Genomic DNA, 24,708 nt, shown 5'->3' with positions numbered 1-24,708 from the left:
TTCATGCCCCCTCAACGCTGGCGAGATAATCACGCCAGCCGCCAAACTCAGTGATATCCGTGGCGCCTTCCAGCGCCCAGGCTTCGCAGATAAACCCCTTCACCCGTCGGCCGTCCGCCAGCAGCAGCGTGCCGATGCCCAATGGCGCCGGAATTTCCGCCACAAACTCGCCGAAACGGGCCAGCGGGATGTCCCACAGCTCAACGCGGATCGCCGCCCCCTGCGCCGCGCGCGCCAGCCCCGGCTTCGGCGGCTCGGTATCTGCCAACGCGTACAGGCGGTAACAGGGAGCGGTGACGGTTTGTTCCACCCGCACCGCATCGCGCTGCGTCAGTTGGACGTTGAGCGGCATGCCGCTGAGGTGAGCGCCCACTACCGCCAGACGCACATGCACTGTGGACGGCGCAGGCACAGGCTGCGGCGGCAATGCCCGGCCGATGGCCCCGAGCGGCAAGGCGCTTTGCCGTTGCCAACGCAGGCCAAACGCCGCCAGCGCCCGGTCATGCCAGGCGGGCGCAATCAGAGTGATGCCCGCCGGCAGACCGTCTTCGCGCAGCGGCCCCGGCAGCGCCAGCGCGCTCAGATCGGCCAGGTTGGTGAAATTGGTGTAAGTGCCGAACTGCGAATTGAACAGCACCGGCTCCTGCGCCATCTCCGCCAGGGTGCGGATAGTGGGCGCGGTCGGCACCACCAGCGCGTCGAACGGCGCCAGCCGCTGGGCGATTTGCCGCGCCAGCTCGGCGCGCAGGTATTCCGCCTTGTAGGCGTCGCAGGCGCTGTAGCCGAGGCCGTTGCCGACGATGCCGCGCACCACCGGATCGATGGCCTGCGGGTTCGCTTCCAGCACCTGCTCAATGGCTACCGTGCGCTCCGCCACCCAGGGGCCGTAATACAGCTGTTCCGCCAGGGTGCGAAACGGCGCGAAATCGAGGGGTTCCAGCGTGGCGCCGCCCGCCCGCAGCTGCGCCAGCGCCTGGTGAAACGCCCGCTCGGCCTGCACGTCGCCGAAAAACTCCAGCTGGGCGGGAACGGCGAAACGCGGCGCGGCGGGGATATCCGCCGGCGCGGTATGCGGATCGGGGCGGGAATACGGGTCTGCCGCGTCAAAGCCGCTCGCCAGTTCCGCCACCTGCGCGGCGTCGGCCACCGTCAGCGCGAAGACCGACACCGTATCGTTCAACCGGCAGGCCGGCACCACGCCGCGGTTGGATAACCGCCCCTTGGTCGGCTTCAGCCCGACGATGTTGTTGAACCCGGCGGGCACGCGTCCCGAACCGGCGGTGTCGGTGCCCAGCGCAAACGGCACCAGGCCGCGCGCCACCACCGAGGCGGAGCCGGAACTGGAACCGCCGCTGACGTAGCGGCTGTCGAAGCTGTTGACCACCGCGCCATAAGGTGAGCGGGTGCCCACCAACCCGGTAGCGAACTGGTCGAGGTTGGTTTTACCGAGGGCGATCGCCCCGGCGGCGCGCAGGTGGGCGACCACGGTAGCGTCCGCCGCGGCCTGGTAGGTGAACGCCGGGCAGGCGGCGCTGGTCGGCCAGCCGCCGACGTCGATATTGTCTTTGATGGCGAAGGGCACGCCGAACAGCGGCAGGCGGCTGAGATCGCCGGCGACCGCCGCCAGCCGTTGCGCCAGCTGTTGATACTGCTGCTCGCGCTGCGCCGGCGTGGCGAGATACAGCCAGGCGTTATCGTCCGGGTTCAGGCCGGCGACCAACGTTTCGATCGTCGCACTGACGCAGGCGAGGCGCTCGCCCGCCGGACGGGTTTGATAATGGTGCTGCCATTCACTGAGGGTAAAACCGCACGCTTCAACAGGTTCGCTCATCGACTGAATTCCATCTGGTACACAAGATGGGATTCAACAGAGCAACCGGCGTGCCAGTTTTTAATCTCATGATTTCAATAAATTATAATTAAAACTTATGACGACGGCGGCGAACGGGCTGCACCAGCGGCGCGCAGCGGGGAACAAAAAGAGTGCAATGGCGGGATGGCGCAGAGAAAAAACCGGGGCGACGACACTCGCCGCCCCGGGGCCGATGTGGCTCAGTCGTTGATGCGTTTCAAACCGACCGGCGTAATGCAGTAGGTCTGTTGCTTGCCCTTCTCCGCCAACCGCAGGTGCTGCATTTCGTTGACGATCGCCAGACGGTTGTCCGGCTCTTCATGCCGCAGATGGATCACCTCACCGCCGTAGCCTGACAACGGCAACACCCAAGTTTTCGCCGGTTGATTCTGGCTGCCGATGACGTCGTAGCTGAGCAAGACGTTGCCGTCCGCATCCGTCACGCTGAGGAAGGCGTAGCTGTCGGCAAAGTAGTGGTGAGCAATCCCCGCCGCCAGCGTGACGGTAACGGTTTTCTTCACCAGATCGATGGCGCCGGTCAGGAACTGGCGATCGCCAATCCCTTTGCACGCCACGGTAAACGCATTGCCGACGTGAGCGCCCGGCGGCGTATTGTCGGCCGGCAGGCAATCCCGATAGGTCGCCAACAATGACTCGCGCTGCGGCTCGGCAAAGGCGCCGATCGCCAGATAAATATCATCCTTGAACGACGACGACGGCGCGTAGTAAGCCGGCAGCAGGTGGCGCAAACGCTGCGCCGCCTGTTCCAGGCGCGCCAGCAGCGCCTGTTCGGGATCGCCGGGCAAGGCCGGGTTTTTCAGCCCGCTTGTTTCAATGCGCAGTACGTTGGTTTTGTTTTTGTTATCGATGACGCCGGCCGCCGCCGGATTCAAACGCACCCGGCTCGGCTCCACATGGTAAATCTCGATGTCATCGCCCTCGGCAAACGGCAGCTCGTCATGACTTAACGTAGCCTGAGTGCCCTGAATCTCCTTGCTGAAGCGCACCGCGCCCTGCCGATCGCGCAGCGTCACCCGGGCATAGGTTTCACCGGGGAAGTAGGCGTGCGGCGTGGTGCTGGTCACGTCAACCACCAGCGCCCCTTTGGCACGATCGACGACCACGGTGGCGAAGACCGCATCGCTCAGGCCCAACAGGTTGATCTCCTGCGAAACGATCGGCGAAGCGGCTTTGCGCTCGAAACGAAGCGTCACCGCGTTTTTCCCCTGCTTCACCGTCAGGTAACCCGCCGTCGGCCGATATTTGCGATCTTTGCCGGTCGGCAACCGCAAGGTATACACGCCGATCGGCAGCGCAGTCAGGGCCAGGGTTGGCGCGTCGATACGGATTTTGTGGGCATAGCGCGCCCCTTCCATCAGAACAAGATCCTCACCGTAGATCTGCGCAAAATCATCGATATCCAGACTCAGGGTGACGTCGCCTTTCAGCCCGCTCGCCTTGAGCTGACAAGAATCGACCAGCCGCAGCGAGGAATCCAGTTTCAGCTGCGCCTGCAGCGCCGGCAAACTCTGCGCGTCCACCAGTTGATACAGCGGATACACCGCCTTGGCGTGGCTGAACGCGTTGCGGTCGCGCTGCGCTTGGGTGATCACGCCGCCGGTCAGCTCGACGAACGGCGTCACATCGATTTGCTCGCCGGCCGCGGCGAAGCTTGCCGACAGCAGATCCAGCAAGGCATGTTCCGACGGCACGAAACCCGTCGTGTTGCAGCTTTGGCGATATTGCTGATTAAAGTGCGTGAAGGCGTTCTTGCCTGCCTTGTCGACCATCAGCATCGCGAAGAACAGCTTGGAGCGCAGATCCCACTGGTTGAGCGGCGTACCCTGAGCGATCAAATCGATGATTTTCTTCTCGACGCCGGCCGCGTTGCCGTAGTTATACAGCCACCCCTCCTGGTATTTGCGTTCCCCCAGCATCACGTCCTGATAGCAAGCGGCATAAATATTGTTCCACATCTCCCCGGTGGAGAAATATTTGTCGCCCATAAAGTGCCCCTGATAGCCGTGCGCGATCTCATGCAGGCAGCCCCAGTTGCTGTCTTTCGGCGTCAGCCAGAAGCTGCTGACCGAGTTGCTGGTTTCCGCCGTCCAGCGGCCGCCGTAATACGCGGCGCCGGCGCCGTGCTTATCGGCCTTCATAAAGTAGCGGTTGCGAATATTGCGATCGGATTCGTGTTCAGCCTCGAACGAAACGCCGGTCAGCGCATTATAGAAAGTGAAAATGCGATCGTAGTAGGCGATCAGCCCGTCGATGTTTTTCGCTTCGCCCAGCGACTTCAGCGCCGGTTTACTGATTTTCGGCACCAGCAACACAGCGTACTCCGCATCGACCAGGGCAAACTCGGCGTCCCGCTCGTCCCAGCGGGCAAAGAACGCGGTTTCGTTTTCGCCACGGCGATAAACCGGCAGCGCTTTTGCCGTGTCCGGATACTCGAACTCCAGCGCCGGCTCGCCCTGCCCATACGGCGTATCGATGAACGGCGCCGAGACGGCATTGATCTGGGCCTCGACCCAGCTCGCGCCGACGCTGAATTCCGCCTCCGTTTTGCTGTCGTCATTCAGCAAGCGCAGCGTGAGCTTGCCGGTAAACGCCGCGTTGGTCTGGCGTACTCGCAGCACCTGCCCGGCGGCGAGAATGATGCCCAGATGCTGGCGATCGTGATCGATGCCCTTGCTCATGCCCGCCGCATCCAGCCAGACCGGCCGGGTCAAGGTGTAAAGTGATTGGGTTTTCGTGATGGTTGGCATCCTGCTTTCCTCATGGTTTGGGTGACTGAATTGACCATGAGAAAGTAACCGGACGGGCGGCACGCCCACCATCAATGGCGGATGGCTGAGGGCCAGTACAACAACGGCGGGCGGGAGAGGGGCAATAAAAAAGGCGCAACCTTGCGATTGCGCCTGATGTTCGGTGAACGCTACGCGTTACTCGCCGCGAACGCGCTGCGCCAGCCCTTTGAGGAAGTAGCGCAGCATCTGATCGCCGCACGGGCGGTAGTTCTTGGTGCCCTCTTTGCGGAACAGCGCGCTCAGCTCCGGCTTGGAGATGCGGAAGTCCACCGCGGTGAAGATCTGGTGCATGTCGGTGTCTTTCAGCTCGAACGCCACGCGCAGCTTTTTCAGCACCAGGTTGTTGGTGATTGGCAGCTCAACCGCCGGCGCCGGGAACTTGTCGTCCTTGCCGCGTTTGAAGAACACCAGGCCGTTGAGGAAGTGCGCCATCACTTCGTCCGGGCACTTCTCGTAGCCCGGCTCGCCTTCTTTGATCACGTAAGCGTCCATCGCCGACACCGCCACCTCGAAATCGTCCAGTTTGATAATCTCGACCATTTTGGCGTTGTTAATGCTCAGCATATAGCGCACGCTGCGCAGCACGTCGTTGTTCATCATGGGATTGCATTGCCTTATTTGTCTAACGGGGACGTGCGCATTGTAAAAAAATGCCCCATACCCAAAATAATTGGAGTTGCATCGCGGCGGCAAATTTGTAAGCCCCGGAGCATAGTTAACTATGTGACCGGGGCGCGCAAATGCAGCCAACAAAGAGGCAGCTCCAAGTATGACGGGTATGGCCGCACACCTTGAATGTGCGGCAGTATAGGGATCGGCAAGGGGTTTCTCAATCGATTTGGCTTTTTTGCTGATATAGCGGGATGTCTTCGCCGATGATGTACTTGTTGCGCAGCATTGACGAGACCTTGTCCATGATCATCACCACCACCACCAGGATCAGAGTGATGAACATCACCACGTCCCAGTTCCACAGCCGCATGTTCTCCGCGTACACCAGGCCGATGCCGCCGGCGCCGACGAAGCCCAGCACCGCCGCAGAGCGGGTGTTGGACTCGATCTGATACAGGCTGAGCGCCAGGAAGGTGGGGAACGACTGGGTGAAAATGCCGTAGCGGTGCTTCTGCAACCCGTTGGCGCCCACCGCCGTCAGGCCGCGGCTGGGGGACTTGTCCACCGCCTCATGGCCTTCGGCGTACAGTTTGCCCAACAGCCCGACGTCCTGCATCACGATAGCCAACACCCCGGCGAGCGGCCCCATGCCGACGGCGCGCACGAAGATCAGCCCCCAGATCGCCATGTCGATGCCGCGCAGCACGTCCAGCAAGCGGCGCACCAGCACCGAAATCGGCCGCAGCAGCGGCGTCGACATCACGTTGCGCGCGGCGAAGAACGACAGCGGCAGCGCGATCAGCGACGCGGTGATGGTGCCGGCGAACACGATGGCGATGGTGATGCCGATCTGCTGGAAGTAGTACATGAACGGCCAGTTGGCGAAGTCGTGCCAGACGAACATGCGCAGGAAATAGCGCCCCAGCTGCTGGCAGCCGTTGATAAACTGCGGCCAGCTAATGCCGAAGACCAGGAAGAAGAACACGTAGTACAGCACGATCGCCAAGGCGATCAGGCCGACGGTGCGCAGGTAGCGCCCCTGCTGCGCGAAGATCGCCGGATGCTGCTGTTTTAGCTGGCGCAGCGTTTCCGCCGACGCCGGAGTGCCCGCTGTCATTTTGCCCCCTCCACCACGCGCTTGCGCAGCTCGCCCGACACGTAGTCGAGCACGGAAACCACCACGATGATCAGCAGCAGCGTCATGCTGACCTGATCGTAACGGTCGAGTTTAATGTTGGTCATCAGCTCCTGGCCGATGCCGCCCGCCCCCACCAGCCCCAAAATGGTCGACTGACGGAAGTTGATCTCCAGCCGCATGAAGCTGTAGGAGAGAAACACCGGCTTCACCTGCGGCCACAGGCCAAAGCGCATGCGCTGCAGCGGCGTAGCGCCGCAGGCCGCCAGCCCACGCACCGGTTTGTTGGAGGCGGTTTCGATCGATTCGTAGAACAGCTTGGTCAGGCTGCCGATGGTGTGCAGCGCCAGCGCCAGGAAGCCGGGAATGGCGCCGATGCCGAACGCCATCACGAACATCACCGCCCACGCCAGCTCCGGCATGGTGCGCAAGAACGCCACCAGCGTGCGGATCGCCAGCCGCACCGAGGCGGGGGTATAGGTATTGCCGGCGGCCAGAAACGCCAGCACGGTCGCCACCAGCACCGAGAAAATGGTCGCCGCCAGCGCCAGCTGCAGGGTCTCCCAGATCAGCGGCAGCTGGATATTCAGGCGATAGCCCCAGTAAGCCAGCGAGCCTTCGGTGCGCCCGTCGGCGAACAGCAGGTTCCAGTGCAACGTCGGCACGGTTTCGGCCAGATAGTCGAAGAAGTGCGGAATAGACACCCAGACGGTGTGCAGGTTGAACTCGGCGAGGTTGCCGGCGCCCAGGTACAGCACCACCAGCCCGAGCGACCACAGCAGCGCTTCGCGTTTTTGCTTGCTGCGGATCCGTTGGTAATAGTGTGCGAAATCGGTATTCAAAGCAGGTCTTCCATCTTGATGGAACAAGGGGTTCAGCACGCTGAACCCCTTCATTCGAACGGCCGAGGCAGCCGGGAATTAACGGTCGCCTTTGGTCAGCTCGCGCTTCATATCGATGATGGTCTGGTATTCCGCCAGGGTAGTGTCGCCGATGTGCTGTTTGCCGCCCATCGCTTTGATAAAGCACGCGTGATCGTCTTTATCCAGCTTCTTGATGGCGGTGACCACTTTGGCCTTGAAGTCGGCCGGCAGCGAGTTGCTCACCAGGATCGGGCCGTTCGGGATCAGCGGCGACTGCCAAATGATGCGGATCTGCTTCATCAGGTCCGGGTGATCCATGCGGATCATGCGGGTGAACGCGCCGCTGGTGTAGCCGGTGTTGTAGTCGCCAATCATCGACGCCCAGGTCACCGCGCCTTCGAACTGGCCGTTCAGCACGCCGAGGATGTCCTGCTCGTGGCCGCCGGAGAAGGTGACGCTGGAGAAGGTGTTGTTGTATTTATTGTCGACCGTGCCGCCGAACAGCTTTTTAAACGCCTGGTTCGGGATCAGGAAGCCGGAGGTCGAATCCGGATCGGCGAAGCCGATGGCCTTGCCTTTCAAGTCTTCCAGTTTCTGGTACGGGCTGCCGGCCTTCACCACCACCACCGAGTGGTAGCCGCGCGACTGGTCAACGTCGTCGACCGCGATGCCGACGATGTCCACCGCTTTCGGATCCTTGATGTAGACCGAGGCGAACGACGACGGCGACATGCTCAGCACCAGGTCAATCTTGCCGCCCAGCAGGCCCTGGATCACGCCGGAATAGTCGGACGAGTTGCGCAGCTTGGTATCGACGTTCAACTCTTTATCCAGGAACTGCTTCACGCACTGGTTATCGCCGATCTGCTGGGTGGCGTTCTGGCCGCCGAGAATACCCAGGTTCAGCTCTTTCGGCGCATCCGCTGCGGCAGCATTAAATACCATCATCGCGCCGGCCATCAGGGTGGTCAGACTCAATACTTTTTTCATCAGGTGTGCCTTGTGTGTAAAGGGTAAAGGTCAAAAGTGCTTCAATGGATCTGATTGGCTTCTTCGCCATACAGCTGGTGCAGGATCCGTTCGTTCAGTTGCGAAGGATGCCCGTCAAACACGATCTTCCCGTGGGCGATGCCGATCACCCGCGAGCAATACTCTTTCACCAGTTCGACCGAGTGCAGGTTCACCATCACCGCGATGCCGTCTTCGCTGATTTTCTGCAGCGCGTCCATGATGCGGCGGGTGTTTTTCGGATCGAGCGACGCCACCGGCTCATCGGCCAGCAGGATTTGCGGGTTTTGCATCAGCGCGCGGCAGATAGCGACGCGCTGCATCTGACCGCCGGAAAGGTGCTCGGCGCGCTGCAGCGCGTGCGGCAGCATGTTGAGCCACTGCAACAGCTCGATGGCGCGAGCGCGGTCGGCGTCATCGAACAGTTTGAAGAAGGATTTCAGGGTGGAGGTGTGGCTCAGGCGGCCCAGCAACACGTTGGTCATCACGTCCAGCCGCGGCACCAGGCAGAAGTCCTGGAAGATCATGCCGCAGCGCGCGCGCCACTGGCGCATCTGGCGGCCGGCAAGCTGGGCGATATCCTGCGCCACGCCATCGTCTTCGAAGTGCAGCATCTCGCCGCAGCTGGAAGGAATGGTGCCGTTGAGGGTATGCAACAGCGTGGACTTGCCCGCGCCGGAGCGGCCGATCACCGCCACGAATTCGCCGGCGTGCAGATCGAAATTGATGTCATCCAGCACGCGCTGCTGCGCTTTGTAAGCTTTGCCGAGCCCCTTTACCGATAACACTTTGCGGGATGCGGCGGCGTGCTGCCCTGGGAACTCGTGCTGCGCCAATTTTAACAGTGCCTGAGCCATATGATTTCTCTGGTTTCAGTGGCTAATCATTATGGGCACCTATTAACGGATAAGTTTATGACAGTGGGATGATGGTTTTATGGCCGGGGCGTGACGCGTGCCGCCCCGGTGTACGCCTCACGCTAGGGTGAAGAAGTCCAGCCCCAGCGCCGCCTTGACCTGCTGCAGCGTCCGCTGGCTGACCTGATGCGCGCGGAGGGTGCCGTGCTGCAGGATGCGCGTCAGCTCGCCTTTATCAGCGATGAATTCGGCGCGGCGGGTGCGGATCGGTTCGAGCAGGCTCTGCAGACAATCCTCCAGCAGCCGTTTGATCTTCACGTCCCCCAACCCGCCGCGGCGGTAGTGCGCCTTCAGTTCCGCCACCAGCGCGGCGTCTTCGCAGAAGGCGTCCAGATAGGTGAACACCATGTTGCCCTCCACCCGGCCGGGATCGCTGACGTTGAGATGGCCGGGATCGGTGAACATGCTCATCACCGCCTTGTGCACCTCGTCGGCGCCGGCGCCAAGCGGGATGGCGTTGCCGCGCGATTTCGACATTTTGCCCTGCCCGTCCAGCCCCGGCAGACGCCCGACGTTGCTTAACAGCGGCTGGCACTCCGTTAATATCGGTTGGCCGACGATGTGGTTGAAGCGCCGCACGATCTCGTTGGTTTGCTCCAGCATCGGCAGTTGATCCTCGCCGACCGGCACGTGGGTGGCGCCGAAGGCGGTGATGTCCGCCGCCTGGCTGACCGGATAGATCAGAAAACCGGCCGGCAGGCTGCGGGCGAAATCCTTCTCGGCGATTTCGTTTTTCACCGTCGGGTTGCGTTCCAGCCGCGCCACGCTGACCAGATTAAGGTAGTACATCGTCAGCTCGGCCAACGCCGGCAGCGCCGACTGCAGGCAGATCGTGGTCTTGTGCGGATCGATGCCGACCGCCAGATAGTCGGCCACGACGTTGAGCACGTTGGCGCTGATTTTTTTCGGGTTGTTGCCGTTGTCGGTCAGGCCCTGCAGATCCGCCACCATCACCGTTTGGTTATGCTGGTGCTGCAGTGCGACGCGCTGGCGCAGCGAGCCGACGAAGTGGCCTAAATGCAGTGGGCCGGTGGCGCGATCGCCGGTAAGAATGGTGTAGCTCATGGCAGTGCTCCTGAAGGTCTGTAGACCGCCGGATCAACGCCACAAAAAATAATGCCGCCAAACCGGCGGCATTAAAAAGAGATGTGAATACTCGTGCCGCCTCAGAAGAGGCGCCACCATGACTGATTGTGGGTGGAGTGCATCGATATATTCATGCCATCAAGGTATACCCGCCGCGGCAGCGCGTCAATAGCCCGCCGCCGGCGCGTAAGACGGCGTTACACTCCGGCATTTGCGTTCCTGGCCTGGCGCGCTAGGGTAAAACCTTCAACCTGAAAAAGGAGCGCATGATGAAGATCGGATTTGCCGGACTGGGTGGGATGGGCAGCGCCATGGCGGCCAACCTGTTGCAGGCGGGCTTCGCCTTAACGGTATGGAACCGCTCGCCGCAGGCGGCGCAGCCGCTGGTGAGCGCCGGCGCGCGGCAGGTCGAACGGCCGGAACAGTTGGCCGATGCCGACGTGCTGATCACCATGCTGGCCGACGATGCCGCCACGCAGCAGGTGGTGGTGGACAGCGGATTGCTGCAACGGATGAAACCGGGCGCGCTGCATATCAATATGGCGACTATCTCGGTCGAACTCGCCAAACGTTTGACGACGCTGCATGAGGAGCACGGCATCGGTTATCTCGCCGCGCCGGTGCTGGGACGGGTCGATGTGGCGGCCGCCGGCAAACTGAATATTCTGGCGGCCGGCGATAGCGAGCGGCTGAAGCAAGCGCAGCCGCTGTTCGATGCCCTCGGCCAGAAAACCTGGCACTTCGGCGCCGATCCGGCGCAGGCCAACGTGGTCAAAATCGCCACCAACTTTACGCTGGCCAGCGCCATTGAAGCAATGGCGGAAGGCAGCGCGTTGGTGCGCAACTATGGCGTGTCCGGCGCCGACTACCTGCAGATGCTGAGCGGCACCGTCTTCGCCGCCCCGGCCTATCAGGGCTATGGCGCGCTGATCGCCGCAGAGAAGTATTCACCCGCCGGATTCCGCCTGGCGCTGGGGTTGAAAGACGTCGGGCTGGCGCTGGCCGCCGGCGCCGACAGCCATACGCCGATGCCGTTCGCCGGGGTGCTGAAAGACAACTTCCTCGACGCGATGGCGCAGGGGGATGCGGATCTGGACTGGGCGGCGCTGGCCAAGGTGGCGGCGCGGCGGGCGGGCCTGAAATAACGAACGGGGGCGTTAGCCCCCGTTTTCCGTACTCAGAACACGATGTCCGCCGCGGGCACGGCGCGGATCGGCACGCCGAAGCTGTCGATATTCGACAGCGTCTCGTTATGGTGGATGCGGATCAGCAAACCGTCGGCATAGGATTTGTCGTGGCAGGTGTGCGCATCCGCCGCCAGCGTCACCGGATAGCCGCGCGCCGCGGCGCTGCGCACCGTGGTATCGATGCAAAACGGCGTGGAGTAGCCGCAAACCACCAGCTGCGATACGCCGTTGGCGATCAGCAACGCGCCGAGCGAGGTGCGCAGGAACGAGTCCGGCGTGGTTTTATCCACCCGATGGTCGCCCGGCGCCACCTTCAGCGCCGCGAGCACTTGCCAGGCGGCGCTGCCGTGCGGCAGTTCGTCGTCCGGCGTGTGGTGCTGAATCACGATCACCGGCACGCCCGCCCGGCGGGCGCGCTCGCTCAACTGATTGATGCGCGCAACGGTGCCCGCGGCATCCGCCGGCGGCGGCGTAAACAACCCTTCCTGCACATCGATAATCAACAGCGCGGTGGTCATGGCGGCTCCCGAAGAGAAGATAAATGGCGTCAGCACACCGGCTGGCGCGGGCGGAAAATGTGGTCAACGCCCTGCTCGCGCAGCCGGTTCACCAGATCGTGCCCACCGTTCGGCGTGGCGTGCGCCAGCTGACGCTCGGCGGTAAACACCGGGCTGGCCCAAAACAGGTTCACCGGGTCGCCGTACTGCTGCGGCAACGCCAGGTGCGCGTGATGCGGATAGAAGGACGACGATAAAATATAGCCTTCGTAGCCCAACGGCGCCACGTCGGACTCCAGCGTGTGCCCTTCGCCGATCCAGGTCAACCGCGCCCACGGCGCGTGCGCGAAACCGGCCAGCGCGCTGGCCATCTGCACCGCGTTGTCTTCGGTCATGTATTGGCTGTCGATGGCGATCGCCATCTCCATGCGGCGATAGCGCGAAGCCTCGTCGTTGAACAGGATCTCCACCCACGGCATCGGCCGGATGCTGACCCCCATGGTGAGGAAGTAATAGATGCCGTCGCGCTCGTGCTGAGTGATGGCCATCGGCGGCCACTTGCCCTGATCGATGGCGTAATATTTTACCGAAGGGCCGAAATGCTGCTCATAGCGCGCCTGAAAATCGCGCTGCATCTTCGGCCACGGATTGCCCTCTTCACGCTGCCAGCTGCGCCAAAACTGCCGGGTGCTTTCCGCCTGCGCATATTGCGTGTTGGTCGAGGCCGAACCGAGCGGATAGGCCAGTGGGCTCTCCTTGATGCAGCTGGCCGAATAGCACACCGAATGGTCGATATACAGGCTCCAGCCGGGGATCACCGCCAGCAGTTGGCCGTAATACCACAGGGCCGCGCCGTCGTCGCTTTCGCTCCACACCACCATCAGCCCTTCCGGGTTCAGCGGCGCTTCCCCTTCCAGGTTGCGGCAAAACTCCGCCGCCAGCATCGGCGGCTGCCCTTGTTCCAACGCGGCGCGATCCTCCTGCAGCGGTGCGGCGGCCAGGTTGCGCAGCCAGCAGGCGCGCACCTGATAGCGATCGCTGTAGGCTTCGGCGGGATAGATGTAAAAATAGGCTGCCCGGTGATCTTGCTGAACCACCGCGACCAGCGTCTGGTTCTCATTGCTGACTTCAGCAAGTACGTATGACTCGTTCATATCACCTCAATAGGGTCAGGGCGCGGCAGAATCGGCTGCGCGCCAAAAATGGAATGTGGCTTTGCCCCAAGTGTAAAACGCATTACTGGCCGGATCACCCGTAAAAGTCTCAAAAACGGCCGTAAACGAAGATAAACAAAGGCTAATTATAGCGGCTGCGGCTCATGACGGCCGAGTGATGCGCCGCACCGCGCGCTGATAGGAACCGTTGCGCATCGACGCGCCCAGCACCTTGCCCAAACCGGCGGCGCCCGTTCGCACCAGCCGCCGCCGCAGCGCGCCCGGATGAAAACCGAACTGCCGCTGCGCCCAGTCGGGCAACAGATCGATGCCCGCCTGCATCACCACCCCGCCGAGCGGGCGCGCCAACGCGCTCGGCGCCGGCGCCTTCAGCAGAATGCGCGCCACCTCTTGGGTGCGTTCATCGCACACCAGCTGCGGCCGCATCGCCTGCAGGTATTCTTCGACCTCCGCGCAGGACTGAGGTATTTCAGTGGCTCCCAGCGCGGCGGCCACGCGCGCCGCTTCACGATAGTATTGATCCTGCAAATCGCGGGAAAGATGGGGGTTACGGTAGCGCAGGTGGCTGGCCAGAAAGCGGCTGCTCTCCGCCACGTGCACCCAGGTCAGCAGCGCCGGATCGCTGGCGGCATAAGGCGTGCCGTCGCCGCCGACGCCGGTTACCCGCAGATGGATGGCTTTGACTTTGGCGATCAGCCGCTCCGCCTCGGCGGTCGGGCCGAAGGTGGTGACCGACACGAACTGGCTGGTGCGGCGCAGGCGGCCGATCATATCGTCGCGAAAATTGGAGTGATCCCATACGCCGGCCAGCGCCAGCGGGTGCAGCATTTGCAGCAGCAAGGCGCTGACGCCGCCGCACAGCATCGGCGTGAAATCGCGATGTACCTGCCAGATGACAGACTGCGGGCCGAACAGCCCCGGATCGCCGGGCGGATTCTCAAAATCGACGCCGCCGAGCGCCAGCCCGGTCAGGCTGAGCACCTGTTTCTCTATCGCTGCGCGTACCGCTTCCATCCTGCCGCCCTCTTGCTCATTCAGCGGCCAGTGTAACACGCGGCGAGCGCCTCATTGCGCCCTGCGGCGGTTGAAAGCATTAACTTACTGAATTACAGTTGTTATACCGCTTGCAACAAAGCGGGCCTATTCGATCCACTGCAGAGGCGCTTTGCAGGGCGTTAACCCACGTTAATTCGGCACTAACCCCACAAAACCTCTATCTAGTTTCTTTTCCTTCAACTTAGATAGCAGAGAGTTCGATGATTACCATCAGAGCACGCGCGGCGGAAGACAACGCGCAATTGGCAGATATCTGGCTGCGTTCGGTGCGCGCCACCCACCATTTTTTAACCGAAGACAACATCACGCAGCTGTTCCCGTTGGTGCTGAACGACTACCTGCCGGCGGTCAACGTTTGGGTGGCCGAAGAACGCCCGGGGCATCCCTGCGGCTTTATCGGCCTGAACGGCAACAAGGTGGAGATGTTGTTTATCGACGCGGATCAGCGCGGCAAAGGGGTGGGCAAAGCGCTGCTGACCCACGCGGAAACGCTGCACGATGAGCTGCAGCTGGACGTGAACGAGCAAAATCCGCAGGCCAGCGGCTTCTACCGCCACTACGGGTTTGTCATCACCGGCCGCTCGCCGCTCGACGGCCAGGGCAACCCGTTCCCGCTGCTGCACATGAAGCTGGAAAAACGCTAGCCCTCCGCCGGCCGCCCTGCGGCCGGTCAGTCTATTGACAAAGAGGGGAAAAAGCGTGGTTTTTCCCCTCTTTGTGGTGATCAGCCGAAAATCAATAAATTGATTTTCCTTGTTTTTTATTCGGTGCTCTCTGCCAACCCGGCAAGGGTATAAGGTTTGTCATCAATCTCGCCGGCCGCCCTGCGGCCGGTTTTCTTCCCCCGCCTCCCCCCCGCCGCCTTATATATCAAATCAGAATAAGTAATAGATTTTACATTCTTCCTGTCACTATCAACCCTCGGTAGGATTGCCCGGTATTCACCCGCAACAGAGGTTCCGTCAGCCGAAAAGCCGAACGATCTCTGTCCGGCGCACCGCGCTCTGGACGGAATGCTGTGATGTATCGATAAGGATCCGCTTCGCTATGATCGTTCTTTCGAACGTTTGCAAAACTTTTGACAGCACACAGGGCCGCGTCGTGGCGGTAGACAACGTCAGCCTGGCGGTAGAGGCCGGGCAAATTTACGGCATCATCGGCTACAGCGGCGCCGGCAAAAGCACCCTCATCCGCCTGCTCAACGGCCTGGAAACGCCCACCAGCGGCCGCATTGACGTGGGCGGTTTTGATATCGCCCGCGCCAAAGGCAGCCATCTGCGCCAGGCGCGCCTGAAAATCAGCATGGTGTTTCAGCACTTCAACCTGCTGTGGTCGCGCACCGTCAGCCAGAACATCGCGTTTTCCATGCAGATCGCCGGCGTGCCCAAGGCGCAGATTGCGCCGCGCGTGGCGGAACTGATCGCGCTGGTCGGCCTGCAGGGGCGCGAAAACGCCTACCCGTCGCAGCTCAGCGGCGGCCAAAAGCAGCGCGTCGGCATCGCCCGCGCGCTGGCCAATAACCCGAGCGTGCTGCTGTGCGACGAGGCCACCTCGGCGCTCGATCCGCAGACCACCGACGCCATTCTCGACCTGCTGTTGGACATCAACCGTCAGCTGAAATTGACCATCGTGCTAATCACTCACGAGATGCACGTGGTGCGCAAAATCTGCCACCGCGTGGCGGTGATGGAAAACGGCCGCATCGTCGAAGAAGGCCCGGTGCTTGACGTGTTCACCCGGCCGCAGCAGCCGATCACCCGACAGTTCGTCAAACAGGTGTCGCAGTATGCGGACACCGAAGAGAGCTTCAACCCGCAGCTCACCGCCCACCTGCCGGGGGCGATTTTCAAGCTGACCTTCGTCGGCGTGCAAACCCATCAGGCGGTGATCTCTGAAGTGATCCGGCGCTACGCCCTGACCATCAACATTCTGCACGGCAAGATCAGCCACACCCTCAACGGTTCGTTCGGCGAACTGTACATCCACGCCGAAGGCAATGAACAACAAGTCGCCGACATGCTCAACCTGCTGCACGAAAGAGACATCGCCGTCGAGGTTATCCAACATGATTGAATCCCTGTTCCCCCACCTGAGTCTGGACCAACTGTGGGACGCCACCTGGGAAACGCTGTACATGACCAGCATCGCCGGTTTGGCCACGCTGGTGCTGGGCATCGTGCTCGGCGTGCTGCTGTTTTTAACCTCGAAGGGCCAGCTGTTGCAGAACCGGGCGGTCTACTCGCTGATCTCCGTGTTGGTCAACGTCTTCCGCTCCATTCCGTTCATCATTCTGATCGTGCTGCTGATCCCGTTCACCAAGTCGCTTATCGGCACCATTCTCGGCGCAGATGCGGCCCTGCCGGCGCTGATCGTCGGCGCGGCGCCGTTCTACGCCCGGCTGGTGGAGATCGCGCTGCGCGAGGTCGACAAAGGAGTGATCGAAGCGGCGCGCTCGATGGGCGCCAAAAACCGCACCCTGATTTTCCGCGTATTGCTGCCGGAAAGCTCGCCGGCGCTGGTTTCCGGCATCACCGTCACCCTGATCGCGCTGGTGAGCTACACCGCGATGGCCGGGGTGATCGGCGCCGGCGGACTGGGCAACCTGGCCTATCTGGAAGGCTTCCAACGCAACCACAGTGACGTGACGCTGGTGGCGACGCTGACGATCCTGCTGATCGTTTTCGTCATTCAGTTCATTGGCGACACCCTGACAAGAACGCTCGATAAACGTTAATTAACCAAGGAAAACGATGATGAAAAAGCACCTACTGATGCTGGCTTTCGCCTCCGTCGCCACTCTGGCTTCTTTTGGCGCCGCCGCGGCGACCAAGCTGGTGGTCGGCGCCTCCAACGTGCCGCACGCCGAGATCCTCGAACAGGCTAAACCGATACTGGCGAAGGAAGGCATCGATCTGCAAATCAAGCGCTTCCAGGACTACATCCTGCCGAACACTGCGCTGGCCAGCCATGACATTGACGCCAACTATTTCCAGCACGTGCCTTACCTGAACTCGGTGCTGAAAGACCACGCCGACGACAAGAGCTACGACTTCGTCAGCGCCGGCGCGATCCATATTGAGCCTATCGGTATCTACTCGAAGAAGTACAAGAGCCTGAAAGATCTGCCGGAAAACGGCAAAATCATCATGCGCGACGCGGTGGCGGAAGAAGGCCGCATCCTGTCTATTTTTGAACGGGAAGGCGTGATCAAGCTGAAGCCGGGGGTGAGCAAAGTGGACGCGCGCATCACCGACGTGGTGGAAAACCCGAAACACCTGAAGTTCCAGGCCAACGTTGAAGGCGCGCTGCTGCCGCAGATGTATAACAACAACGAAGGCGACGCGGTGGTGATCAACGCCAACTACGCCATCGACGCCGGGCTGAATCCGACCAAGGATCCGATCGCGGTCGAAAGCGGCGAAAACAACCCGTACGCCAACATCATCACCGTGCACAAAGCCGACGTGAACAAGCCGGAGATCGTGGCGCTGGTCAAAGTGCTGCACTCCAAACCGATTCAGGACTTTATCCGCGAGAAGTACCAGGGCGCGGTGATCCCGGTCAATCAGTAATGGGTTAGACGGCCCGGTAAAAGCCGGGCCGGTTGTCACACCTTATTGCCAATCTGGCTGAGCCGCGGCCACACCAGCATCAACGCCTCCAGTAACCGCAGCAGATCGCCGCGGCTTGCCCCTTCGCGCGCCTGCACCGACATGCCTTCAATGGTGCAAATGACGTACTTCGCCAGCAGCGCGGTGTCAGTCTTCGCCAGCAGTTCACCCTGCTGCACCTTGCGATCGAAGCAGGCTTTCAGCGCCGCTTCCTGGGCATGATGTTTTTTGCGCAGCATCTGGGCGACGTCGTCGGACGCGGACGACAGCGCGGCGGAGGCGCACACCATAAAACAACCTGACGGCGTATCGGGGTCGGTAAACACTTCGACGGAAGAACGCACGTAGGCCTCGACGATCTCGGCCACCGGCAACGCCTGTTCCAACAGTTGGTTGGTGCAGGTGGTGTATTTTTGCAAATAGCGTTCCACCGCCGCGCGGAACATCCCTTCCTTGTTGCCGAATTCCGCATACAGCGTCGGCGCCTTGGCGCCGGTCACTTCCACCAGATCGGCCAGCGAGGTGGCTTCATAACCGTGCCGCCAGAACAGATCGAGCGCGCTTTCCAGCGCCCGATCGCGATCAAATTGTTTCGGTCTGCCGCGGCTTTTCTTGCCGCAGACCGCTTCATTGATGCTCATCGTTCCTCTCCTATCCCGCTCCACGGCAGGGTTAGCACAAATAACTTAACGATCATTATAAAAAAATATTGCGCGCTCGTCGAGAACCGATTAGCATTTAGTTATCGATCGTTAAGATAATTTAGCGAAGCGGATTCAACCCCTCTATTCACCGTTATCGGAAAGGAATTAACATTATGAAAAACTTAAAATTAACCTTAGCAGCCCTCACTCTGGCCAGCGTTTCCTTCGGCAGCTTCGCCGCTGATTTGGTTCAGAACCAACCGGCTGACCAGCAGAAAGTGGGCGTCATTACCGTCAGCGGCGCATCCGATCTGACCTCGCTGGAAAACAGCCTGGCCGCCAAAGCCGATCAGGCCGGTGCAAAATCCTTCCGCATCATCGGCGCCGGCGGTAACAACCAGCTGCACGGAACCGCAGAAATCTATCAATAACAAGGTATTAAACCAGCGGATCGCGATAATTTCGGCTCCCGACGCCAGGGTATAAAAAAAATTAATTAATGAGCATTAAAAAAATACTTGCAATCCGTCAAACCGGCATCTAACATTAAATTATCGATCGTTAATTAATTTAACGACCTTACAAAACAAACATCGTAAAGAACAAAGATAGGAAATAAGACCATGAAAAACCTGAAAATGACCATCGCAGCCATCGCACTGGCCTCCGTCTCTTTCGGCAGCTTCGCCGCCGATCTGGTTAACGCGCAACCCGCCGACCTGCAAAAAGCCGGCGTCGTCACCGTCAGCGGCGCGTCCGACCTGAGCAGCCTGGAAAACAAACTGGCGGCCAAAGCCGACGCGGCGGGCGCCAAATCTTTCCAGATCATCGCCACCACCGGTGACAACAAACTGCACGGCACCGCGATCATCTACAATTAATCGCCGGATCGGCAATCGTGCAAAAGGGCGGCTCAGGCCGCCTTTTGTTTGCTTTAACGCCAACGTTCTGTTGTAAGCTGTAGCGACCTTTTCCCGCTGAGCCGAGCAACGCCATGACTCCCCTGCTGTTCCACAAATATCACGGTCTGGGCAACGACTACCTGGTCTGCCACCGTTCGGTCGCCGAACGTCTGAACCAGGAACAGATCCGCCTGCTGTGCCACCCGCATTACGGCATCGGTTCCGACGGCCTGCTGATCGACAGCGGCGACGCCGTCAACCCCACCCTGCGCATCATCAACCCGGACGGCTCCGAAGCGGAGAAAAGCGGCAACGGTCTGCGTATCTACGCGCGCTATCTGTTCGACAGCAAGCGCGTGGCGCATCAGCCGTTTCTGGTGCACACTGCCGGCGGCGCTGCCGGCGTTGATCGATCTGCCGGAGGCGCTGAACTATCCGCTGCCCCTGAGGGAGGCGACGTTAAGCGTTTCGCTGGTGTCGATGGGCAATCCGCACTGCGTGGTGCCGGTAGAAAAACTGGATCTGGCGCAGGTGCATCGGCTCGGACCGCAGATTGAACGCCATCCGCTGTTCCCGAAACGCACCAATGTACAACTGGTGGAAGTGGTCGATCGCCAGACGCTGCGCATCGGCATCTGGGAGCGCGGCGCCGGCTTTACCCTCGCCTCCGGCAGCAGCTGCTGCGCCGCCGCCAGCGTGATGCGCAAGTTGGGACGAGTCGACGATCGGGTTAGCGTGCGGATGCCGGGCGGCGAACTGCAGATCGCCTTCAGCGGCGATTTTCAGGTCAGCATGCGCGGACCGGTGCATAAAATCGCCACCCTGACGCTGGACGAAGATTGTTTTGCCGGCGGCGCGGAGCTGTTTACGGGATCCACCCCAGCAGCCTGAACCACAGATAATCCAACGGCACCAGCAGCGCAAAGCTGAGTGCAGCCAACAGCAGGCACAGCTTCAACCCTTCACGCGCCGGCACTTTGCCCATCCCCATCGCCACCACGATCGGCGAAGCCTGATACGGCAGCAGCGGCGTGGCATAGCCGATCACCTGGGTCATCAGCACCGTCAGCAGCGGCAGGCCGCTGCCCGCGGACAACGCCTGCGCCAGCGGAGTAAACAGCGCCGGCACGCCGTTGGCGGTCACCACGAAATTCAGCAATGCGGTGATCCCCACCAGCGAACCGAACGCAGCGAACGGTTTGCCATGCAGATCCGGCATCATCGCCAGCAGCGCACCGCCCAGCCGATCGCCGAGACCGGAGTGGCTGACCAGCGCGGTCAGCCCCAGGATCCCCGCCACGTAGATACAGGTGCGCACGTTAACCCCGGCGGCGAACTGCTCGCCGTTGAGAAAACCGATGCGCGGCAACAGGCAGAAGCAGGCTGCCGCCAACCCGATCCAGGCGGGGGCGATGCCGTGCCAGCTGTCGGTCATCCACAGCAGTACCGTAATGCCCAACAGTGCGATCAGCCGCCACTCGGCGGTGCTGAGCGGGGTTTGTGCCGCCTCGGCCGCCACCGGCTGCGGCCGCGCGCGGAACAGGCCGCAGATGCACAGCGTCAGCAGCGCGCCTTTGGCGATCCCGAGCACCGGGGCGTGCAACAACAGGTAAGAAAGATAAGCGAAGTGGCTGCCGTAGGCGCTTTCCGCCGCGCCGCTCATCACCAGATTGGGCACGTTGGCCGGCAGGATGCTGGCGGAGAGCTGGAAGGTGCCGAACCCCACCGCCAGCGCCAAACCGAAGCGGCCGCGCGAGCCTTCCGCCAGGCCGGCGCGATTGGCCAACGCCATGACGATCGGCATCAGCAGCGTAATTCGCCCCATGTTGGAGGGCATGACAAACGCCAACGCGTAGCTTATCGCCACCACGCCGCCCACCAGGCGGGGCCAGGAACCGGCCAGATGCGGCAAGAGTCGGTTGGCCAGGCGATCCGCCAAACCGGTGCTGCGGATGGCGGTGCCCAACACGAAGCCGCTGAGCACCAGCCAAAATGCGGAGGACGCGAAACCGGAAAAGGTCACCGCGGCGGGCGCCAGCTGCAATACCATCACCGCCGCAAAGAACAGCAGCGCGACCAAATACTCCGGCAGGCGGGCGCTGGCCCATAGCGCGATGACCACCAGCGTGACCAGCGCGGACAGCGCCATCGGATCCCCCAACATAGTTTCCTCCCTGATAAAACGTTGTGATTGTTATCAAACGGTTAACAGGGTGACACAAGGCGCGGGCGTTAACCTTGAAACCGCTCACATATCGTCGTTCTGCAGATTTTTCAGCATGCACACATTGCAGCCGTGGTGGCCGGTATTGCCGCGCCGTTCCGTCAACAGCGTGAACCCCAGCGCGTAGTACAACCCGATCGCCTCTTTCAACTGTTCGGTGGTTTCCAGGTAGCAGTAGCGATACCCCGCCGCCCGCGCCGCCTTCAGCGCCTGCACCACCATATGGCGCGCCATGCCCAGCCCGCGCGCGCCGGGTTTGAAAAACAGTTTTTGCAACTCGCAATAGCCGGGCTCTTCGCCGGCCAGCGGCGCCATGCCGACGCCCCCCACCACCTGCCCGCCGCGCTCCAGCACCCAGTAGTGGCCGCCGTTGTCGCGATACAGACCGGTCAGCCGATCGAGATCCGGATCGTGCAGGCTGACCCCTTCCATTTTGTCCATGCCGTACTCGCGAAACACGTCGCGAATGATCGCCGCCATCGCCGCATCGTCGCGCTCGACGATCGGCCGCACCCGCAGGTTGGCGTCGCGCTGTTTGCGCGCGCTGCGCAGCGCCGCGGTCATCTTTTTCATCGCCGCGGTAGTGCTCGCCAGCTCATCGTCGTCCAACTGCGCCAGCGCCGCCTGCATAAAACCGTCGGCGTCGCTCTCGATGCCGGCCAGCGTCTTGCCGCCCTGTTTACTCAACCGATGCAGGTTGTGCCGCTTGTCATCAGGATGATCCACCGTTTCTATCACGCCGGCGGCCACCAGGCTGCGCAGCGCCCGGCTGGCGCTGGCCTTGTCGATGCAAAGCCGGGCCGCCAGCTCGGTGACGCCCAGCGGCTGCTCGCTGACTTCGATCATCAGATGGATCTGCAGCGGCGAAAAGCGCGAGCCGTTGCTCTGCTTGTTCAACATGCCGAATTCTCTGACCAAACTGCGCGCCAATGCTCTGAAATCCCTGATGTTCACAATTGATATCCCCAATTAACAACCGATAAAAAATGAGATTTAGTTGATAGTGTTACCTAATTCTCACTACCTTAACGGATCATCAAGCCGCCATGAACCCCGGTATAACAGAGGAGCTGATGCAAAACGTTACATTACCCAATACAGTAAACTGATTAATTCAAAAAAATCAGAATAAAAATTCATTAATTTAATGTTTATAAAACAATAAACCAGTTAAAAAACATACAATCGTGAAAAAATCTGCGGTTAAGAGAAGAAATCGATATCAATCCATTGCATTACAATAGGTTACAACAATGTTAATAGCGGCATTAATGCCGATATCTTGTTGTAATTTGTTACATATTCATGGCAGGATCGCGACGCTTCCATAACGGCGACAACGCTCGTTATGGAAACATCGGGCGCGGGTTGCTCCCGCGCTGTTTTATGCTCATGGAGAGATCGCATGCCAATGAAAAAATCACTCGCCGTCTGTTCCGTCGCCCTTTCCGTCACTTTGCTGGCGGGCTGTGCGACCGAATCCTCCCGCTCTTTGGAAGTGCCGAAAGTGGCTTCCTACAACACCACTTATCAGGGCCCACGCAGCCCTATCGCCGTCGGTAAATTCGACAACCGCTCCAGCTACATGAATGGCATCTTCTCCGATGGCGTCGATCGGCTGGGCAATCAGTCCAAGACTATCCTGATCACGCATTTGCAGCAGACTGGCCGTTTCAACGTGCTGGACCGCGCCAACATGGAAGAGTTGAAAACTGAAGCCGGCATTAAAGGGAAAGCACAAACGCTGAAAGGCGCCAACTATGTGATTACCGGCGATGTCACCGAATTCGGCCGCAAAGAAGTCGGCGATCATCAGCTGTGGGGCATTTTGGGCCGTGGTAAATCACAGGTCGCTTACGCCAAAGTCAATCTGAACGTCGTGAACGTACAGACTTCAGAAGTCGTCTATTCCTCTCAGGGCGCCGGTGAATACGAACTGTCCAATCGCGAAATCATCGGTTTCGGGGGCACCGCCAGCTACGACTCCACCCTTAACGGCAAGGTGCTGGATCTGGCCGTGCGTGAAGCCGTCAATAACCTGGTTACCGGTATCGAAAACGGCGCATGGCGCCCTGCTAACTAACGGACTAGAAGCAGAGAAAGATGATAACTAAAAAAATGGGCGGGGCGCTGTTTGCAGCGACCCTGTTGGCCGGCTGCGCCGCGCCGAAAACGCTTTACAATTGGGATGGCTACCAAACTTCTCTTTATCAATACTACCAGCAGGATGGGCAAAGCCCTGAGCAGCAGATCGCTACGCTGAAAGAGATCGTCGAGAAATCCCGCGCCAAGGATAAAGCCGTACCGCCGGGGCTGCATGCGCAACTGGGGCTGCTGTACAGCAAAACCGGCAACGACGGACAAGCCATGAGTGAATTCAACACGGAAAAAACGCTGTTCCCGGAATCGGCACCGTTTATGAATTTCCTGATGGCCAAGGATAAGGGGAGCTTTAAATGAAGCGTGTACTCACTTTCCTCAGCGTTACCGCCATCCTGTTGCTGAGCGGCTGTGCCAAGCAAACGCCTTATGACTATGCGGCATTCCATGAGAGCAAGCCGAAGTCGATCCTGGTCTTGCCGCCGATGAATCAGTCGCCGGATGTCAAAGCCAGCCACAGCGTGCTCGCCAGTGCAACCTTACCGCTGGCCGAGGCCGGTTACTATGTGATGCCGGTCGCTGTAGTGGAGGAAACCTTCCTGCAAAACGGTCTAACCAACGCCAACGACATCCGCGCCGTCAGTCCGAAAAAACTGCACCAGATTTTCGGCGCCGACACCGTGCTGTACCTGGATGTCACGCAATACGGTACCAGCTACATGGTGATCAGCAGCGAAACTCGCGTTACCGTAGCCGCTCGCCTGGTTGACCTGCGCAACGGCAAACAGCTGTGGGCCGGCACCGCCACCGCATCCAGCAACGAAGGCAACAACAATTCCGGTGGCCTGCTGGGCATGGTGATCAGCGCCGCGATTTCACAAATCGCGGATACCATCAGCGATAAAGGGTTCGACATTGGTGCCATCGCCAACACTCGCCTCCTGTCGGCAACAGGTCAGAACGGCGCCATTCTTTATGGCCCGCGCTCGCCTCATTACGCCAGCCAGCGTTAAGCAGTCTCTCGGGCGG

24 protein-coding genes and 1 pseudogene are annotated in these 24,708 nt (G+C 60.7%); 11 read left to right on the top strand and 14 right to left on the bottom strand.

Annotated features, from left to right (window positions below; all coding sequences use genetic code 11):
* Position 1: 1 nt before the first annotated feature.
* From atzF to trpS, 8 genes are all read right to left on the bottom strand, one after another.
* Positions 2-1,831: an allophanate hydrolase gene (atzF, locus tag IT763_RS06465; RefSeq protein WP_206195270.1), complete on the bottom strand. Its 1,830-nt coding sequence runs from the start codon at positions 1,829-1,831 to the stop codon at positions 2-4.
* A gap of 221 nt (positions 1,832-2,052) precedes the next feature.
* Positions 2,053-4,620, bottom strand: coding sequence for a putative mucin/carbohydrate-binding domain-containing protein (locus IT763_RS06460; protein WP_206195269.1), 2,568 nt, complete (start codon positions 4,618-4,620; stop codon positions 2,053-2,055).
* A gap of 177 nt (positions 4,621-4,797) precedes the next feature.
* On the bottom strand, positions 4,798-5,262 hold the full coding sequence (locus IT763_RS06455) for a DUF1456 family protein (RefSeq protein WP_004939471.1): 465 nt from the start codon (positions 5,260-5,262) through the stop codon (positions 4,798-4,800).
* A 229-nt stretch (positions 5,263-5,491) separates the two neighbouring features.
* A complete protein-coding gene (gene phnE / locus IT763_RS06450) occupies positions 5,492-6,391 on the bottom strand; it encodes a phosphonate ABC transporter, permease protein PhnE (protein WP_033642327.1) in 900 nt (299 codons plus the stop codon).
* Entirely contained in the window at positions 6,388-7,251 is an 864-nt protein-coding gene (phnE, locus tag IT763_RS06445; protein ID WP_016928590.1) for a phosphonate ABC transporter, permease protein PhnE, read from the bottom strand. Before phnE (IT763_RS06445) ends, phnE (IT763_RS06450) begins: the two co-directional genes overlap by 4 nt.
* A gap of 78 nt (positions 7,252-7,329) precedes the next feature.
* Positions 7,330-8,262: a phosphonate ABC transporter substrate-binding protein gene (gene phnD / locus IT763_RS06440; protein ID WP_004939482.1), complete on the bottom strand. Its 933-nt coding sequence runs from the start codon at positions 8,260-8,262 to the stop codon at positions 7,330-7,332.
* Between the two features lie 41 nt (positions 8,263-8,303).
* Complete coding sequence (gene phnC / locus IT763_RS06435) at positions 8,304-9,137, bottom strand: phosphonate ABC transporter ATP-binding protein (protein WP_004939485.1); 834 nt, start codon at positions 9,135-9,137, stop codon at positions 8,304-8,306.
* Positions 9,138-9,254: 117 nt separating this feature from the next.
* The gene (trpS, locus tag IT763_RS06430; RefSeq protein WP_143778723.1) at positions 9,255-10,262 is read right to left on the bottom strand and encodes a tryptophan--tRNA ligase; all 1,008 of its coding nucleotides are present in this window, start codon (positions 10,260-10,262) and stop codon (positions 9,255-9,257) included.
* A gap of 290 nt (positions 10,263-10,552) precedes the next feature.
* On the opposite strand from trpS, the gene IT763_RS06425 reads away from it, so the two are divergent.
* On the top strand, positions 10,553-11,428 hold the full coding sequence (locus tag IT763_RS06425; protein ID WP_049299492.1) for an NAD(P)-dependent oxidoreductase: 876 nt from the start codon (positions 10,553-10,555) through the stop codon (positions 11,426-11,428).
* Between the two features lie 32 nt (positions 11,429-11,460).
* Here IT763_RS06425 and IT763_RS06420 read toward each other — a convergent pair whose 3' ends face one another.
* The 3 genes from IT763_RS06420 to IT763_RS06410 form a co-directional block, all read right to left on the bottom strand.
* A complete protein-coding gene (locus IT763_RS06420) occupies positions 11,461-11,988 on the bottom strand; it encodes a cysteine hydrolase family protein (RefSeq protein ID WP_016928593.1) in 528 nt (175 codons plus the stop codon).
* Between the two features lie 29 nt (positions 11,989-12,017).
* On the bottom strand, positions 12,018-13,121 hold the full coding sequence (locus tag IT763_RS06415) for a suppressor of fused domain protein (protein ID WP_016928594.1): 1,104 nt from the start codon (positions 13,119-13,121) through the stop codon (positions 12,018-12,020).
* Between the two features lie 162 nt (positions 13,122-13,283).
* Complete coding sequence (locus IT763_RS06410; RefSeq protein ID WP_049299490.1) at positions 13,284-14,156, bottom strand: oxygenase MpaB family protein; 873 nt, start codon at positions 14,154-14,156, stop codon at positions 13,284-13,286.
* Between the two features lie 242 nt (positions 14,157-14,398).
* On the opposite strand from IT763_RS06410, the gene IT763_RS06405 reads away from it, so the two are divergent.
* The 4 genes from IT763_RS06405 to IT763_RS06390 all read left to right on the top strand — a co-directional run bounded on the left by IT763_RS06405 (position 14,399) and on the right by IT763_RS06390 (position 17,770).
* Positions 14,399-14,842 (top strand): acetyltransferase, encoded by a 444-nt coding sequence (locus tag IT763_RS06405; protein WP_049299489.1) that lies wholly within the window; start codon positions 14,399-14,401, stop codon positions 14,840-14,842.
* Positions 14,843-15,245: 403 nt separating this feature from the next.
* Positions 15,246-16,271, top strand: a complete 1,026-nt coding sequence (locus IT763_RS06400; RefSeq protein WP_206195268.1) for a methionine ABC transporter ATP-binding protein — start codon at positions 15,246-15,248, stop codon at positions 16,269-16,271.
* A complete protein-coding gene (locus IT763_RS06395) occupies positions 16,264-16,932 on the top strand; it encodes a methionine ABC transporter permease (RefSeq protein ID WP_206195267.1) in 669 nt (222 codons plus the stop codon). Before IT763_RS06400 ends, IT763_RS06395 begins: the two co-directional genes overlap by 8 nt.
* 19 nt (positions 16,933-16,951) lie before the next feature.
* Positions 16,952-17,770, top strand: coding sequence for a MetQ/NlpA family ABC transporter substrate-binding protein (locus IT763_RS06390; RefSeq protein WP_004939506.1), 819 nt, complete (start codon positions 16,952-16,954; stop codon positions 17,768-17,770).
* 35 nt (positions 17,771-17,805) lie between these two features.
* On the opposite strand, the gene IT763_RS06385 is transcribed toward IT763_RS06390, so the two are convergent.
* Positions 17,806-18,450, bottom strand: a complete 645-nt coding sequence (locus IT763_RS06385; protein WP_016928599.1) for a TetR/AcrR family transcriptional regulator — start codon at positions 18,448-18,450, stop codon at positions 17,806-17,808.
* Positions 18,451-18,626: 176 nt separating this feature from the next.
* Between IT763_RS06385 and IT763_RS06380 the strand changes: the two genes are divergently transcribed.
* The 3 genes and pseudogenes from IT763_RS06380 to dapF all read left to right on the top strand — a co-directional run bounded on the left by IT763_RS06380 (position 18,627) and on the right by dapF (position 20,246).
* Positions 18,627-18,884, top strand: coding sequence for a DUF1471 domain-containing protein (locus IT763_RS06380; protein ID WP_016928600.1), 258 nt, complete (start codon positions 18,627-18,629; stop codon positions 18,882-18,884).
* A 192-nt stretch (positions 18,885-19,076) separates the two neighbouring features.
* Positions 19,077-19,334, top strand: coding sequence for a YdgH/BhsA/McbA-like domain containing protein (locus IT763_RS06375; RefSeq protein ID WP_016928601.1), 258 nt, complete (start codon positions 19,077-19,079; stop codon positions 19,332-19,334).
* A gap of 113 nt (positions 19,335-19,447) precedes the next feature.
* Positions 19,448-20,246, top strand: a pseudogene (gene dapF / locus IT763_RS06370) (diaminopimelate epimerase).
* On the opposite strand, the gene IT763_RS06365 reads toward dapF, so the two are convergent.
* Positions 20,221-21,519, bottom strand: a complete 1,299-nt coding sequence (locus IT763_RS06365) for an SLC13 family permease (protein WP_049299487.1) — start codon at positions 21,517-21,519, stop codon at positions 20,221-20,223. The pseudogene dapF and the gene IT763_RS06365 overlap by 26 nt on opposite strands.
* A gap of 84 nt (positions 21,520-21,603) precedes the next feature.
* A complete protein-coding gene (locus IT763_RS06360; protein ID WP_016928604.1) occupies positions 21,604-22,509 on the bottom strand; it encodes a helix-turn-helix domain-containing GNAT family N-acetyltransferase in 906 nt (301 codons plus the stop codon).
* Positions 22,510-22,990: 481 nt separating this feature from the next.
* Here IT763_RS06360 and IT763_RS06355 point away from each other — a divergent pair, with 481 nt between their 5' ends.
* The 3 genes from IT763_RS06355 to IT763_RS06345 are packed head-to-tail and all read left to right on the top strand — an operon-like array spanning position 22,991 to position 24,692.
* Positions 22,991-23,662 (top strand): CsgG/HfaB family protein, encoded by a 672-nt coding sequence (locus tag IT763_RS06355; protein WP_016928605.1) that lies wholly within the window; start codon positions 22,991-22,993, stop codon positions 23,660-23,662.
* A gap of 20 nt (positions 23,663-23,682) precedes the next feature.
* A complete protein-coding gene (locus IT763_RS06350; RefSeq protein WP_016928606.1) occupies positions 23,683-24,039 on the top strand; it encodes a DUF4810 domain-containing protein in 357 nt (118 codons plus the stop codon).
* Positions 24,036-24,692: a DUF799 domain-containing protein gene (locus tag IT763_RS06345; protein WP_016928607.1), complete on the top strand. Its 657-nt coding sequence runs from the start codon at positions 24,036-24,038 to the stop codon at positions 24,690-24,692. Before IT763_RS06350 ends, IT763_RS06345 begins: the two co-directional genes overlap by 4 nt.
* The last annotated feature ends 16 nt before the right edge of the window (positions 24,693-24,708 follow it).

The organism is Serratia sp. CMO1 (assembly GCF_015689115.1).
Classification (GTDB): Bacteria; Pseudomonadota; Gammaproteobacteria; order Enterobacterales; family Enterobacteriaceae; genus Serratia; species Serratia marcescens.
This window is presented reverse-complemented; position numbering and strand designations above follow the sequence as displayed.

Coding starts and splice junctions, on each gene's coding strand:
- atzF (WP_206195270.1), bottom strand. CDS start 1,831: ATGAGCGAACCTGTTGAAGCGTGCGGTTTTACCCTCAGTGAATGGCAG.
- IT763_RS06460 (WP_206195269.1), bottom strand. CDS start 4,620: ATGCCAACCATCACGAAAACCCAATCACTTTACACCTTGACCCGGCCG.
- IT763_RS06455 (WP_004939471.1), bottom strand. CDS start 5,262: ATGATGAACAACGACGTGCTGCGCAGCGTGCGCTATATGCTGAGCATT.
- phnE (WP_033642327.1), bottom strand. CDS start 6,391: ATGACAGCGGGCACTCCGGCGTCGGCGGAAACGCTGCGCCAGCTAAAA.
- phnD (WP_004939482.1), bottom strand. CDS start 8,262: ATGAAAAAAGTATTGAGTCTGACCACCCTGATGGCCGGCGCGATGATG.
- phnC (WP_004939485.1), bottom strand. CDS start 9,137: ATGGCTCAGGCACTGTTAAAATTGGCGCAGCACGAGTTCCCAGGGCAG.
- trpS (WP_143778723.1), bottom strand. CDS start 10,262: ATGAGCTACACCATTCTTACCGGCGATCGCGCCACCGGCCCACTGCAT.
- IT763_RS06425 (WP_049299492.1), top strand. CDS start 10,553: ATGAAGATCGGATTTGCCGGACTGGGTGGGATGGGCAGCGCCATGGCG.
- IT763_RS06420 (WP_016928593.1), bottom strand. CDS start 11,988: ATGACCACCGCGCTGTTGATTATCGATGTGCAGGAAGGGTTGTTTACG.
- IT763_RS06415 (WP_016928594.1), bottom strand. CDS start 13,121: ATGAACGAGTCATACGTACTTGCTGAAGTCAGCAATGAGAACCAGACG.
- IT763_RS06410 (WP_049299490.1), bottom strand. CDS start 14,156: ATGGAAGCGGTACGCGCAGCGATAGAGAAACAGGTGCTCAGCCTGACC.
- IT763_RS06405 (WP_049299489.1), top strand. CDS start 14,399: ATGATTACCATCAGAGCACGCGCGGCGGAAGACAACGCGCAATTGGCA.
- IT763_RS06400 (WP_206195268.1), top strand. CDS start 15,246: ATGATCGTTCTTTCGAACGTTTGCAAAACTTTTGACAGCACACAGGGC.
- IT763_RS06395 (WP_206195267.1), top strand. CDS start 16,264: ATGATTGAATCCCTGTTCCCCCACCTGAGTCTGGACCAACTGTGGGAC.
- IT763_RS06390 (WP_004939506.1), top strand. CDS start 16,952: ATGAAAAAGCACCTACTGATGCTGGCTTTCGCCTCCGTCGCCACTCTG.
- IT763_RS06385 (WP_016928599.1), bottom strand. CDS start 18,450: ATGAGCATCAATGAAGCGGTCTGCGGCAAGAAAAGCCGCGGCAGACCG.
- IT763_RS06380 (WP_016928600.1), top strand. CDS start 18,627: ATGAAAAACTTAAAATTAACCTTAGCAGCCCTCACTCTGGCCAGCGTT.
- IT763_RS06375 (WP_016928601.1), top strand. CDS start 19,077: ATGAAAAACCTGAAAATGACCATCGCAGCCATCGCACTGGCCTCCGTC.
- IT763_RS06365 (WP_049299487.1), bottom strand. CDS start 21,519: ATGTTGGGGGATCCGATGGCGCTGTCCGCGCTGGTCACGCTGGTGGTC.
- IT763_RS06355 (WP_016928605.1), top strand. CDS start 22,991: ATGAAAAAATCACTCGCCGTCTGTTCCGTCGCCCTTTCCGTCACTTTG.
- IT763_RS06350 (WP_016928606.1), top strand. CDS start 23,683: ATGATAACTAAAAAAATGGGCGGGGCGCTGTTTGCAGCGACCCTGTTG.
- IT763_RS06345 (WP_016928607.1), top strand. CDS start 24,036: ATGAAGCGTGTACTCACTTTCCTCAGCGTTACCGCCATCCTGTTGCTG.